Here is a 14,567-nt window from a genome sequence, read left to right as displayed (position 1 = left end):
TTACATCAAGATGATATAGATTTTACAATGCCTTTACATTTGTATGATACACTCAAGATGTTGTGCATTGTTAATAAACTGTAAATGCAGGGGGGTTCCCATGGCGCAAAAGATACTCGTTATTGAAGATGAGCCGACACTAGCACGGTTACTATCTTATAATCTGTCGCAGGAAGCCTATGATACAAAGGTGATTGATCATGGCGGAGATGGCTTGCAGGAGGCGCTGCAGCAGTCTTATGATTTAATTATTTTGGATATTATGCTCCCAGGGTTGAGCGGATTTGAGGTTTTGGCTAAGCTTAGGCAAAAGGGAAATCGTACGCCTGTCATTATTCTTACGGCGCGCAATGCCGAGGATGAGGTGGTACAGGGCTTGAAGCATGGCGCTGATGATTATATCACGAAGCCGTTTGGGGTGGCCGAGCTGCTGGCGCGAGTAGCTGCTGTGTTGAGGCGCACACAATCGGACGAAGCGGCGGCGGATATCGCCAAATCGAATGAGAAAGTCATTCAGGCAGGTGAGCTTCGCATTTATCCAGAGAAATATGAGGTCGTCTTGAATGGCGAGTCGATTCCCCTTCGACCGAAAGAGTTTGAAGTTTTGCTGTATCTCGTACAGCGTCCAGGTGTGGTAGTCACGCGAGATGATCTGATGAATATCGTTTGGGGCTTCGACTATATCGGGGGTCAGCGTACCGTGGATGTTCATGTGAGCTCTTTGCGCAAAAAGCTGGAGATGAATCAGCAGTCCGTTCAGATTGATTCGATTCGCGGCGTTGGGTACAAGCTGGTCGCGACAATGATAAAAAAGTAAAGTAGCATGGGTGCTAGGTGGCAGCCATGCTTTTTTTTGTGGTTAGGGCTCTTTTACAACACAATTGGATACAATCTTCGCTAAATCGGGAATTTTTTTAACCGTAGTATTGGGTATAATTAGTCTATACATAAACTGCCTTTAGATATTTGCAGGATCATTATAGAGGAGGAACATCATGTCAAAGATTTATCGTATCGCAATTATTGGGTGTGGGGGGATTGCCAATGGCAAACACATGCCTAGCTTGAGTAAGTTGGACAACGTAGAAATGGTAGCGTTCTGTGATATCGTTTCGGAGAAAGCGCATGATGCGGCTGCGAAGTTTGGTAAGGGTGAGACTCGTGTTTACGAAGATTACCGAGAAGTATTGAAAGATGATTCCATCGATATCGTACACGTATGTACGCCGAATGATTCCCATGCGGAAATTACGATTGCTGCGTTGGAAGCTGGTAAGCATGTCATGTCAGAGAAGCCTATGGCGAAAACAGCAGCAGACGCTAGACGAATGGTGGAAGCAGCGAAACGCACTGGTAAAAAGCTAACTGTTGGTTACAACAACCGCTTCCGCGGCGATAGCCAGCATTTGCACAAGGTTTGCTCGGAAGGCGATCTAGGTGAAATTTATTTTGCTAAAGCACATGCGATTCGTCGCCGCGCTGTTCCGACTTGGGGCGTATTCCTCGATGAAGAAAAACAAGGCGGAGGCCCGTTGATCGATATCGGTACGCATGCCTTGGATTTGACGATGTGGATGATGAACAACTATGAGCCGGCTGTTGTTTTGGGAACTTCGTATCATAAGCTATCCCAACGCGAGAACGCGGCGAATGCTTGGGGGCCTTGGGATCCGGCTAAGTTCACGGTTGAGGATTCCGCTTTTGGCATGATCACGATGAAAAATGGCGCGACCATTATTCTCGAATCCAGCTGGGCGTTGAATACGCTTGAAGTGGATGAAGCGAAATGTTCACTTTCCGGAACAGAAGGCGGTGCTGATATGAAAGGCGGTCTTCGCATCAATGGTGAGAAGCACAGCCGTTTGTTCACCACGGAAGTGGAACTGAATGCGGGCGGCGTAGCCTTTTATGATGGAAAGGCAGAAGTTGCTTCCGATCTAGAGATGAGATTATGGATTCAAGCGATTGAGAACGACACGGACCCAGTGGTTACACCTGAGCAAGCGTGTGTCGTTTCTGAGATTTTAGAAGCTATTTATGAGTCAGCGAGAACAGGTAAGGCTGTTTATTTTGACTAAGCAATGATAAATTCTATTTCCTGGGAAATAGTTAACGACATGAAAAATCCCTTCTTCCGATAGTTATCGGTGGGAGGGATTTTTTGTTGCTTTGCGATGTTCGCCGGGCGATACGCCTGTGCGTTGTTTAAATATTTTAGAAAAATGATGAAGATCGGCAAATCCGCAATAGTCGGATATGGACTCGTGGCTAAGCTCTGTATTCGTAAGCAATTCCTTCGCATGATGGATGCGCATTTGCAATAAGTATTGGTGGGGGGAAGTCCCGTAACGTTGTTTGAATAGATAGCTGAACCTAGAAACAGATAGATTGGCACGTTCGGCCATGTTTTCGACGGAAATGGGATCACTTAAATGATTCGAAAAATAAGAGGTGATCCAATTCAAGCTTGGAGCTAAGACAGGGACATCGCGCTGATAGGGTTCGATAATTAATAGGATCAATTCGATCATGAGCTGCTGAATTTTTAGTTGTGTAAGCGGATCGTGAGCATTGACATTGGCAAGCTCTATGGTTTGTAACAGTTTTTCTTTTAAAAGAGCAGGGTTGAGTGGATGAATGGTAACGGGAACTTGTATACGGAACAGATCCTGCATGGTTGGCTGCATCAGATGACTATAGGCGGAGAGGTCAATTTGACCAGGTCGCGTGGGGAAGCTATCCTCCCGTGCAGCATTGTATGCGATATCAAAATGTAAATAAGGCGTAACTGTGTTCGTCAATCCTTCTAAGGAAAGCAGGCTCCCCGGTTGGACGAGGCAGAATTGGCCTGGGGTGAACATATATTTCTGATGATCGATCCAAAAACAGCATGTCCCTTCTTGGATGTATACGAATAAATAGTCCAACAGTCTGCGTTCTGGATAGTTCCATGGCTTGCGAACTGCATAATCACACTCCCTGATATAAGGGACGATCGGTGGGGCAAGGGACATTAAAGAGTCTAATAGCATGGAAGATCCTCTCTTTCCGTTATGCTCTTATTGTAGTGTATCGTGCCGCCTGAATGCCAGTTGTTTTTGACAAATTCATAACCAGGATTGACAAAGATTATCGGGCATACGAGTCGTATAATGAAGCTATAAATAGACAAGTCGAGGTGCATAGCGCATGAGTAATCAAGAAGCGAATCGTATCCATGAATTACCTGCAATCGATGCCAATTATGAGTTATCACAAGAGCAAACAGAGCGTTACCAGAGGGACGGCCATATCGTTCTTCGAGAGGTCGCAAGTGACGCTGAGATTAATGCTTATGAGCCAATTATTTCGAACTGGGTGAAATCTTTAAATAACCAAGATAAACCGCTAGATCAGCGTGATACGTATGGAAAAGCGTTTATTCAAATTTCAAATCTGTGGGAGCACAGTGAAGAAATTGGCCGTTTTGTGTTTGCGAAGCGTTTTGCTAAAATTGCTGCTGACTTAATGGGTGTTGACGGTGTACGCATGTATCATGATCAAGCTTTGTATAAGGAGCCGCATGGCGGTCATACCCCGTGGCATCAAGATCAAATTTATTGGCCGCTGGATACGGATAAAACGATTACGATGTGGATGCCGCTTGTCCCGATCTCTGAGGCAGTAGGTTCGATGACATTTGCGTCCGGGTCTCAACACACGGGTTACATCAATAAGATGGTCATTTCCGATGAATCACATCGTACGTTGGCAGGATATATCGAGGGGAAAGGCTTTGAGACGAAGTCACACGGCGCGATGGCCGCAGGGGATGCGACGTTCCATGCCGGATGGACGCTGCATAGCGCACCTGGCAATCCGACTGACACGATGCGCAAAGTCATGACGGTCATCTATTATGCGGATGGTTTACGTATTGCTGAACCAGATAGTAAAGCGCGTGAGAGTGATTTGAAAAGGTGGTTTCCTGGCTTACAGCCTGGGGATCTCGCCGCTTCTGAGTTAAATCCGTTATTGTATAGCCGTTAATAAAAAAGATCGCTTTCCCACTGTATAGAGTGAGGAAGGCGATCTTTTTTATTAAGTGAACCGTAAGTGGCTACCACTTACCAATCGCGAAAAGTTGATAATGAGGCTGTTCTAGCACCCGCCATTTTTGAATCACAAGGGGATTTGGAAACCTCTTAGAATTACACGGTAAGAGTTAAGAATCTCCCTTAAATGATGATATTCAAACCTTTTTCGACAGCTTATGATGAAGAGGTAAGAATGTTTGTTGTCGTGAAGGAAGGCATTCATGTAAACTCATATTATAGGCATTTTTAAGCGGACGGAGGAGCAGCATGAAAGGTATTAAATACATCATCCACTCCATTAGAGGAAAGCTGATTTTTACGTTTATTATTCTAATCGTTGTGCCCATTTTACTTATATTTCTCTCCTATACGTATTCTTCCAAGAGCTTATTGGAGAAAGAAGTGTATGCGACCAATCAGGAGCTGGTTGAAAGCAAGGCGAAAGGGATTGACGATTTGGTTGGTAAAATGGTCAAAGCAACAGCCTTTGTAGAGTCAGATGTGAATCAAAACAATATCTCCAAGCTATCCAACTGGAAAAATGACTATCAGGCTTATTCGACCATTAAACGCGTACAGACGTCACTGGCGACCATTCGCGATTTACTCCTCGATAGCAGGGCATTCCTCATCTATCTAGATAATAATGAGTTGGCGATCTCTACGTTGTATGATTTTAACATGGATAAAAATTATGCAAATCTCATTAAGGAGCCTTGGTATATCGCTGCAAATAAGCAGATGGGGTATCCCATATGGTCCTTGTTCTACAAGCTTAACCCACAATTTGGATATGCGGACGCAGGGACTTCGAGCAGCTTTTTAACGATATCCAGAACTGTACGAGATGCTATAGGCTTGAAAAGTACAGGAGTTATCAGTGTAGGTGTACCGTGGGATGTTTTCTTCGGAAAACGTGAACCATCTTCTCAAAGCTTGCCGGATATGATGATGAGAGACCATGAAGGGCGATTCATAGACACGAAAGGTAATGTGTTTACAGATTTTACAGATGATCAATTGTCAGAATTAGATCGAGCCAAAGACCAGGTCATGCGCTTTAATCATGAAGGAAACACCTATTTGGTCAATGAAGCCAAAGTTGCACTTTTGAATGTGAGTTTGCTGACTTTTATCCCAAATGATCAATTTACAGGTCAATTAAACAAGTCGAAAACGAAATCGATTCTTAGTATTTTGTTATTTTTTGCTGCTGCCATTCTGTTATTTATCTATTTCCTGCTTCGATTTACGAAGCCGATCTACTCTCTCCTGCATTCGATGGGGTTAGTAGGATCAGGGGATTTTAAGACGGTTGTTCAGGTACAAGGGCGAGACGAAATATCGCTTTTAGGTAATAGCTTTAATCGCATGACTGTCAAGCTTCAAGAGCTTATGTCCCATGTCGTGGAAGAACAACAGAAGAAAGAGGAAGCCCATTTTCAAGCGTTACAGGCACAAATTAACCCTCATTTTCTATTCAACACACTTAACTCTATTAAGCTGATGGCAATGTTGTCCAATACGAACCGAAATGTAAGTGACATGATAACAGCTCTAGGTAAACTATTAGAGTTCTCGATGAAGCAGCAGCATCACTATGTCACTTTGCGACAAGAATTAGAGTATTTGGAGCTCTATATGTATTTGCAGAAAATTAGATATCATGACAATATTAGTATTGCCATGGTTGTCCCTGAGGACCTCATGGATAGCTATGTCTTGAAATTTAGTCTGCAACCTCTTGTAGAGAATAGTCTTATTCACGGCGGGAGATTGCCTCTGCATATTCGAATAAGTGCACATTGGCAGCAGGATCGACTTGGCTATACCATCTCTATACAAGATAACGGTAAAGGTGTAGCTCCAGAGGAATTAATACGCATTCAAGAGGGGTTGACCCCAACACATGCCAAATATAGCGGAATTGGAATCGGCAATGTAGACCAACGAATCAAGCTGTATTTTGGCGCTTCATATGGCATTACCTTACATCAACTTGAAGAATGCGGGTTAGAAGCTCGTATTCAACTGCCATACATTCAGGAGGAGCCGACGCTATGATACGGATATTAATTGTGGATGATGAGATTTTAGTTCGATTATCTTTGAAAACGCTGATCCCATGGCAGGAACATGGATTTGAAGTTATAGGCGAAGCAGAGAATGGCGTGGAAGCTCTCGCAATGCTAGAGCGGTCTCCTTGCGATATTATACTTATGGATATTCGTATGCCAGAGATGGATGGAATCGCATTAATGTCGACCGTAACGAGACAGTGGCCACATATACGTTGTATGATTTTATCTAATTATAATGATTTCGATTATGTACAAAAAGCTTTGCAATTAGGAGCTGTTGATTACATGCTCAAGCTAGCTTGGGTGCCAGAGGAGCTGCTTCAGAAATGTAAGCGAATTGGTGAAGAAATTGAAAATTCCCGCATCCAGCAATCGGAAAAAGATCAACTTGTATCGAAGGTGGTACAGTTAAAGAGTGGCGCTAAGCGGGGACAACTGCAGGATTTATTTATGAAGCATAGTTCGAAGTTGGAAACGGATGTTTTACTGAATGAATTGGATCTGCAATGTGGCACGCCACCCTATCGTGTTGTCTGCATTTCGATCGATGAGTATCGGCGAGTCAATGAGGGGAATAGGTTCAAAAGTGAGCAATTGCTGAGCTATACCGTGGGCAACATTCTGGAGGAAATCATGAAAAAGAATGGTGGAGGAGAGCTTGTAGAGACACTAAATGGCAAGTTTGCCTTGCTGTTAACAAGCTTCTCCGAGACGACATTGGAGGAAATGCGTGCTGCTTCGGCTACGTATGCTCGTGTATCGCTTAGTTTTGGCATTTCTGGGCACTGTACGATTTATGAGTTACATCGTGCTTATGAAGCAGCTGAGGAGAGTTTGGAACGCAAGTTTCATGATCCTGATAAGATTATGTTTTATTCCGATAAACGGAATGATGCCGCTACGCGCTATCGACCAGAAATTCAAGAAGTTATAGATATCATTCATAAGGAATTCACTAACTCCATCAAGGTATCTGAATTGGCTAAGCGAATTGGTTTTGTTGAAAATTACTTAAGTGTTCTCTTTAAAAAAGAAACAGGTGATAAAATTGTCGATTATATAACCAAGGTGAGGATGAAGAAGGCACGTGAGCTTTTAGCTGATCCCACTTACAAGATATACGAAATTAGTGAATTGGTCGGGTATGGAGATTCGAACCATTTCAGTAAATATTTCAAAAAAACTGAAGGGGTCTTTCCGCTGGAATATCGTAAGATGATATTGGGTAAATAAAATACGAATCTGAGAAAAACACTTTAAGTCTATAGAATCTCCCATTCGAAGTTGTCACGCCATTTGGTATAACTGAAATGTGGTCAAAATAAGTTGAGGGGGATTACTAAATGAAAAGGCTTTCAGTAATTGGTTTGTCAGTCGCGATGCTATCATCGTTAGCTTTGAGCGCCTGTGGTAAAACAGAAACGAGTAGCGGAGGTACAACTACTCCGGCAGCTACGTCTGCAGCAGCAACAGCTACACCGGCAGCACCAGCAAAGACAGTGAAGTTAAAGTTCTGGGGTGGCGTTCCAGAAGAAAGTGGTCCCAAAGCTGTCGTGGATAAATGGAATGCAGCTAACAAAGATATTCAAGTTGAATATGTTAGATTCGTGAATGATGAGCCTGGTAATACGAAGCTTGAGACAGCCCTACTTTCGACGAATGACGCCCCTGATCTATTCGTTACTTACAGCGATGCTTACTTGGATAGACGCATCACATCAGGTATGGCGGAGCCGCTAGATGATCTGATTAAGAAGGTCAATTTCGATGTTGATGGCGTAATTGGCGCCAATAATCTGGTTAAGAAGGACAATAAAACGTATTATCTACCAGGAGCGAAGAGTTTGCAGGTAATGTTCTTCAATAAGGCGATGTTAGATGCCGCTGGCGAGAAAATCCCGACAGATTGGACTTGGGATGATTACGTGGCTCTTGGAAAGAAACTGACGAAACCAGGGCAAATAGGTGCTTACTTGAATCCAGCGTGGGAGCCCATTGCGTATGACGTGCTTATGTCGGCGCAGCCTAACAACGCCTACTTCGCAGCAGATGGCAGCTCCAACTTGAATAATCCAGCCTTAAAGAAAGGCTTAGAGGTACAAAAGCAGTTATTAGACGCAAAAGCTATGGTACCATATGCGGAGGGCATAGCCAATAAGCTTCAACCGCAGGATGAGTTGCTAAAAGGTAGAACGGCTATGGTGTATTCGGGAACGTATTTATTTAGATATATTAAGGATGATAAAGCATATCCAGATCGTAAATTCACTGTAGCTTTCGCACCTGTACCGCAAATGGAAAAAGGTAAAAATGTGAATGGCGGCGGATTTAGTGACTACATTTCCATTAATGCGAAAAGTGCAAATAAGGAAGCGGCGATGAAGTTCTTAGATTGGTACTTGAAAGATGGCAACTTGGAAATGGTTGCTGGTGGACGGATTCCGAGTAACCTGAAGTCCGACATTAATAAAGTTGCGGATATTATCATTGCGGATAAAGGTCAGTACTTTGATAAAGATTCGTTCATGAGTGTGCTGAAAGGTAGCTATACGTATAAGTTGACTACCAAAACGACAGCAATAGCTGAGCAAAGAAAAGCATTGATGGAAGAAGCAGAGAAATACTTTATGAACGTTCAACCGATTGATAAAACGGTAGAGACAATTAAGAAAAAGGCAGATGACGCAATTAAAGCAGCAACCAAATAAGTAATCAGCAAGTTTGACACCGAGATAGACCACACCCTTTTGCCTAAGGAGGTGGTCTATTTTTTTATGTAAATTTGATAGCGCATGCATCTTAAATTTGAGGAGGGAACATAATGTTAAAAAAATCTATTAAAAAGATTACTTGTTTGACCCTGGCAATGGTTATGGTCAGCTTCGCCGTTCTCTTGTTTTTCCCTGAAACGAAAATTAGTGCCGCTGATGAGTTCGATACGTTAAGGGAAAGATATAAGACTATGCTTACCGGCGGAACGAGCTATAATCTTTCAGACCCGGATATAGCTGCACGAATCACATCGATTACCGAGCAGGCACAGGAACATTGGGACAGCATGCACAAACAATCAAACAGAATACGCCTTTGGGACAGTGCCCCTTTTGGCAACGATTCTGAAAGTGTTTCTAGAACCTATGGCTACCTGAGGGACATGGCACGGGCCTATGTCACGTACGGTTCAAGCTTGCAGGGGAACGCCCTGCTCAAGGGAGATATCATCAGTGCCTTGGATTGGATGAATGCCAATCAATTCTTCGTCGGCTGTAACATGTACCAGAATTGGTGGCCATGGCAAATAGGCGCTCCATTAGCCTTAAATGAGATCGTGACATTACTGTACGAGGATTTGACTGCGACGCAAATCTCCAACTATATGGCAGCTATCTCCTACACCCAGCCAAGTGTAGCTATGACCGGTGCTAACCGGCTGTGGGAGAGCCAAGTGATCGCGATTTCGGGGATTAACAGTAAGGATTCTGCCAGAGTTGCTGCAGGCCGAGATGGGATTAGCGACTTACTACCAAATGTTACAGTTGGAGACGGCTTTTATGCGGATGGTTCCTTTGTACAGCATAATTACTATGCATACAATGGAGGTTATGGCGTAGCGCTTCTTGAAGGAATCTCTGATCTCTTATATATTTTGCACGGCTCAACTTGGGAGGTAACGGATCCTAATAAAAATAATGTCTATCAGTGGATATATAAAGCCTACGAGCCTTTCATTTATAAGGGGAACTTGATGGATATGATCCGAGGGAGGGAAATGTCAAGGAATAAAGAGCAGGATTATAATGCTGCCGTCGATGTGATGGCATCCATATTACGGCTCTCTGACGTTGCTCCATCTGGTGATGCACTTGCACTTAAGAAGATGGTTAAATATTGGCTGCAACTCGACACGGATAAAACTTTTCTTAATGAGGTTTCGATCGACATGATACTTGCTGCCAATAATATCCTGAATGATAACGCAATTACACCCCGGGGGGAATTGGTGACATACCGGCAATTTACTGCCATGGACCGTGCTGTCCATCTCAGACCTGGCTTCGGTTATGGAATCAGCATGTTCTCCAGCCGGATTAGTAATTATGAGTCCATCAATGCGGAAAACAACAAAGGCTGGCATACAGGGGATGGTATGACCTACTTGTATAATAACGATTTGAGCCAGTTCAACGACAATTTTTGGCCGACTGTAGACAACTACAGGTTGCCTGGCACTACCGTGCTTAAAAATACGACCCAAGTAGCAAACAGCCGCACCGACAAAAACTGGGTGGGGGGAACGGACATCCTCGGACAGTACGGTGTTACCGGTATGGAGTTGCATCCTGTTGGCAAGAATTTGACGGCTAAAAAATCTTGGTTCATGTTCGATGACGAAATTGTCGTCCTAGGTGCGGGAATTACCAGCACGGATGGCATCGAAACCGAATCGATTGTCGAAAACAGAAAATTGAACAGCACCGGCAACAACGCGTTGACTGTCAATGGCACAGTTAAAACAACCGCACTCGGTTGGTCGGAAACGATGACTGGTGCCAATTATATGCATTTGGCAGGCAATGTTGCAGGTTCGGATATTGGCTATTATTTCGCTGGAGGAGCAACAGTCCAAGGACTACGCGAAGCACGGACGGGAGATTGGAGGCAGTTGAATGCCTCTTCATCCTATGGAGATTCGACACCAATTACCCGAAATTATTTAACACTTTGGTTGAACCATGGGGCAAACCCGTCAAATCAGTCCTATTCGTATGTACTGCTTCCGAATAAGACAAGTGCGCAGGTTAGCAGTTATGCTGCAGCACCAAGCATCAGCATTTTGGCAAATTCCCCCTCGGTGCAGGCGGTAAAGGAAACTAGTTTGAATATAACGGGAATTAACTTCTGGAATGATGCACCCGCAACGGCAGGCCTTGTCAGCGCAGACAAAAAGGCCTCTGTTATGATGAGGGAAACGGCTAATGATCTCGAGGTTTCTGTTTCCGACCCGACGCAGACGAATGTCGGCACTATTTATATCGACGTTGACAAAAGCGCGACGAACCTGATCTCGAAAGACAATGAAGTAACTGTCATTCAATACTACCCGACCATTAAATTTAAAGTTGATGTAAAAAAATCGGGTGGCAAAGCCTTCAAAGTAAAATTCAGTCTGAGCGGAACGCAGGCACCGAATCCAGGACAGATCTCGATTCCGAATCCTTACGAGGCGGAAACGTTGCCTATCAATATCCAAACGGATACGGCCACGACCTACAATGATGCCAATGTCAGCGGCGGGAAGAAGCTGGGCTTCAACAATAATGCGGTGGGCGACTATGTTGAGTTCAGTGTGGATGTGACGCAACCAGGCACATACGATGTGAACGCTAGAGTATTGAAAGCCAGCAACAACGGCATTTACCAGCTATCAATCAATGGGTCGAATGCGGGGGATGCACAGGATTTATACTGGAATACCTCCAGCGCATACAAGGACATTAAACTTGGGTCGTACACCTTTGGTGCACCAGGAAGTTATCTATTCCGGTTAACGACAACAGGTAAGAACGTGAGCGCTACGGGCTACAAATTAATGTTGGATTATCTCAGTCTCACTTCAGCAACACCAGTCGGTGATATACAGGCACCGACGGCGCCGACAAACTTGACGGCCACGGCTATTTCTGGCAGCCAGATCAATCTGAGCTGGACGGCATCGACGGACAATGTGGGAGTGACCGGTTACAAGATTTACCGCAACGGGGTAGAAGTGAGCACATCAACGACAACCTCATTCAATGATGCTGGACTGACGGCCTCGACAACATACACGTATACTGTGAAAGCACATGACGCTGCTGGCAATTTGTCAACGGTTAGCAATTCGGCTGGCGCCACGACCGTTGGGACGAATAAATATGAGGCGGAAGTCCTGACAGTCAATACAGGTGTGGTAAAAAGCAATGTAGATGCAAGTGGAGGACAGTACTGGATGTTCAATGCTTATAGTGTAAATGAGTTTATCGAGTATGCCTTACCTGTGGCTCAAGCCGGAACATATCATGTAACAATCAGAGTCATGAGGTTTAGTGATAACGGTACTTATCAATTACAAATCAACAGCAACAATCAAAGCTCACCTGTCGATATGTATCGCCCATCGGGCAAGTATGTCGATCTAGATCTGGGAAATGTGACACTAAGCAGCTCCGGAACCCAGTTGTTTAGATTTACAGTAACGGGTAAGAATGCAAGTTCATTCGGTTATAAAATGCCTCTTGATTTCATTCAACTCGATCCAGTTGCTAGTTAAGTTACAAGATGCAAGTTTACTTAAAAATAATGCTGTTATTTCGAAATAAAATGAAGGTTTTGACAGGCGAATTCGCTATAAAATGAGACTATCTAATTGAAGGAGGCATTCATCATATGGTAGAACAAACGCAGGACTTCCAGGCATTGGTTCAACAGTTTCAAACAGATGGATATGTAATTTTACGCAATGTGCTTACTGCAGAGAAGGTAGAACTTCTCAATACAGCGGTGGATCGGCTGATATCAGAGGAAGAGGAGAGCTTAAGCTACAATTGGTATCATTCGGTAGCCAGAGACAAGGAGTTTCTCTCTCTGGTCGATGAGCCTACTGTGACGAAGTTGATGGCCAACATACTGGGCTACAATATACAGTTGCATATTTCCCATCTGACCGTGCGCAAGCCGAATCCGAATGATCAGAAAACGGAATCAACAAGCTTCATCGATTGGCATCAAGATGGACCCAATCCGCACTTCCCATCCATCGCAGGTTTGACTTCCTTGTTCTACGTGAAAGCATGCTATATTTTAAGTGACATGAGTGGGCCGAATCGAGGAAACACCAAAATCATCCCAGGCAGTCACAATAATCCGGGATATAGACCTATACAGGCAAATGTGAATGTTCCCTTGGAAGGTGAAATTCAGGTTTGCGGCAAACCTGGTGATGTATTTATCTTCGGACAAAACTTGTGGCATGCGGGTGCCCCGAACCGTTCAGCGTATACGCGTCGCCAACTGTTTATCGGATACAGCCCACTTTGGATGCGGCCTATCGACTATCATAAGGCTTCGGATGAACTGTTGGAAGGAGCTAGCCCGATACAACGCCAGTTATTAGGCGATATCAGTAGTAATTGCTTCAAATATTATCAGCCTGAGCCATCCATGGTTCCACTGAAGCAGTTGTTGTTGGTCGAGGACAACGGTAAGAGCGTGTATGTATAAAATAGCATAGACCATAGGCCCATCAGTTAACTGATGGGCTTTTTACCTGAATATGATCACTAGTCCGCCCTCTATATTGTTTCGGGCTCATGCCGGTATGCTGCCGGAACACTCTGGAGAAATAATTGGAGTCATTGAAGCCGCACTGATGTGCGATATGCGTAATCGAATAGGTAGTTATATCCAATAAGTTTTTCGATTTTTGAATTCTTAATTGATTGATATGCTCGGTGATCGTCGATCCGACCGTTTCCTTGAATAGATGGCTTAGGTAGGTTTCACTGCAGAAGCTAATACTTGCCAATGCGTTTAATGTTATAGGATAAGTAAAATGTTCTTTAATATATTGCAGGGTCCGATTCACGATAAAGCTCCGTTGATGAGCTTCAGCGCGTTGATCTATGCTTTGTCCATGATGAGTGTTCAGCAGGAAGTTGTCATAATACAGGATCAAGTATTGGGCTAGCATCCCAATATGCGCATGCAGCTCTCCGAGGTTAAGATCGAGGGGGCGGGTGGTTGCATGGAAACGTTGCTTTAATTCGTTGGCATTCAAGCCGTACTTTGCTGCTTGCGTCTCCAGACGTTGTGCGGTGGCCTCGAAATCTGTGCTGAATTGTCCTACGCACAGGAAGGCGATCAACCGTCCCTTCCAACGGATAGGGAATCGCAGTTCTTCAATACCCATGTAACAGGAGCCGTATATTGGTGCGGCTGATCTCGTACACATTCGGCATAATACTTTTTTGTTGCGTGAGCATGCTTGGGAGGTAGCTTCAAACCTCTTTAGGTAATTGCAGAAGGCATTATTGTGATAAAGATAAGGTGAGAATACCATAGATAGCGCGCTGTCCATTTCACTAAGCCCGGCGATGTCATGCAAGTTCAAACCGACGGAATGATGCTCGCAGATGAATTGGAAATAAGCCTTGAGCCGTTCTGCCGATGACATGTCTACTCGAGCCAGCCGATGATTCAGCTCTTCAAACTGCATGTAAGTCCCCTCCTGTCTTGATGTATAATCATCTACAATAGAACAACGAAGCTGCTGTGTCTAGTTATTTTAGAGGGACTTGAAACCTTAGACATCCACTCATGCTCAAGGTTTTTTCTTTGATTAAATCATAGGATATCACGGTTTATGCTTACT

At 44.1% G+C, this 14,567-nt stretch carries 10 protein-coding genes; 8 read left to right on the top strand and 2 right to left on the bottom strand.

What is annotated here, in order from left to right; genetic code table 11:
• Positions 1–100: 100 nt before the first annotated feature.
• Together AC58UX_RS08280 and AC58UX_RS08275 are read left to right on the top strand one after the other, a co-directional pair.
• Positions 101–817, top strand: coding sequence for a response regulator transcription factor (locus tag AC58UX_RS08280; RefSeq protein WP_056624013.1), 717 nt, complete (start codon positions 101–103; stop codon positions 815–817).
• A gap of 178 nt (positions 818–995) precedes the next feature.
• Entirely contained in the window at positions 996–2,078 is a 1,083-nt protein-coding gene (locus AC58UX_RS08275) for a Gfo/Idh/MocA family protein (RefSeq protein ID WP_497251325.1), read from the top strand.
• Between the two features lie 63 nt (positions 2,079–2,141).
• On the opposite strand, the gene AC58UX_RS08270 is transcribed toward AC58UX_RS08275, so the two are convergent.
• Positions 2,142–3,032 (bottom strand): helix-turn-helix domain-containing protein, encoded by an 891-nt coding sequence (locus tag AC58UX_RS08270; RefSeq protein ID WP_497251323.1) that lies wholly within the window; start codon positions 3,030–3,032, stop codon positions 2,142–2,144.
• Between the two features lie 157 nt (positions 3,033–3,189).
• Here AC58UX_RS08270 and AC58UX_RS08265 point away from each other — a divergent pair, with 157 nt between their 5' ends.
• From AC58UX_RS08265 to AC58UX_RS08240, 6 genes are all read left to right on the top strand, one after another.
• Positions 3,190–4,029 (top strand): phytanoyl-CoA dioxygenase family protein, encoded by an 840-nt coding sequence (locus AC58UX_RS08265; RefSeq protein ID WP_497251321.1) that lies wholly within the window; start codon positions 3,190–3,192, stop codon positions 4,027–4,029.
• 314 nt (positions 4,030–4,343) lie between these two features.
• Complete coding sequence (locus tag AC58UX_RS08260; protein ID WP_497251319.1) at positions 4,344–6,140, top strand: sensor histidine kinase; 1,797 nt, start codon at positions 4,344–4,346, stop codon at positions 6,138–6,140.
• A complete protein-coding gene (locus AC58UX_RS08255; protein ID WP_497251317.1) occupies positions 6,137–7,390 on the top strand; it encodes a response regulator transcription factor in 1,254 nt (417 codons plus the stop codon). The genes AC58UX_RS08260 and AC58UX_RS08255 overlap by 4 nt, the downstream gene beginning before the upstream one ends.
• Positions 7,391–7,500: 110 nt before the next feature.
• Positions 7,501–8,865, top strand: coding sequence for an ABC transporter substrate-binding protein (locus AC58UX_RS08250; RefSeq protein ID WP_497251315.1), 1,365 nt, complete (start codon positions 7,501–7,503; stop codon positions 8,863–8,865).
• Between the two features lie 113 nt (positions 8,866–8,978).
• The gene (locus tag AC58UX_RS08245; RefSeq protein ID WP_497251313.1) at positions 8,979–12,467 is read left to right on the top strand and encodes a polysaccharide lyase family 8 super-sandwich domain-containing protein; all 3,489 of its coding nucleotides are present in this window, start codon (positions 8,979–8,981) and stop codon (positions 12,465–12,467) included.
• A gap of 116 nt (positions 12,468–12,583) precedes the next feature.
• Entirely contained in the window at positions 12,584–13,417 is an 834-nt protein-coding gene (locus AC58UX_RS08240) for a phytanoyl-CoA dioxygenase family protein (RefSeq protein WP_497251311.1), read from the top strand.
• Positions 13,418–13,439: 22 nt separating this feature from the next.
• Here the strand turns inward: AC58UX_RS08240 and AC58UX_RS08235 are convergent, their stop codons facing one another.
• Positions 13,440–14,411 (bottom strand): helix-turn-helix domain-containing protein, encoded by a 972-nt coding sequence (locus AC58UX_RS08235; protein WP_497251309.1) that lies wholly within the window; start codon positions 14,409–14,411, stop codon positions 13,440–13,442.
• Positions 14,412–14,567: the final 156 nt, after the last annotated feature.

The sequence above is a fragment of the Paenibacillus sp. J22P90 genome (assembly GCF_059692195.1).
The sequence above is the reverse complement of the archived record's forward strand: the minus strand, read 5'-3'. Positions and strand labels throughout refer to the sequence as shown.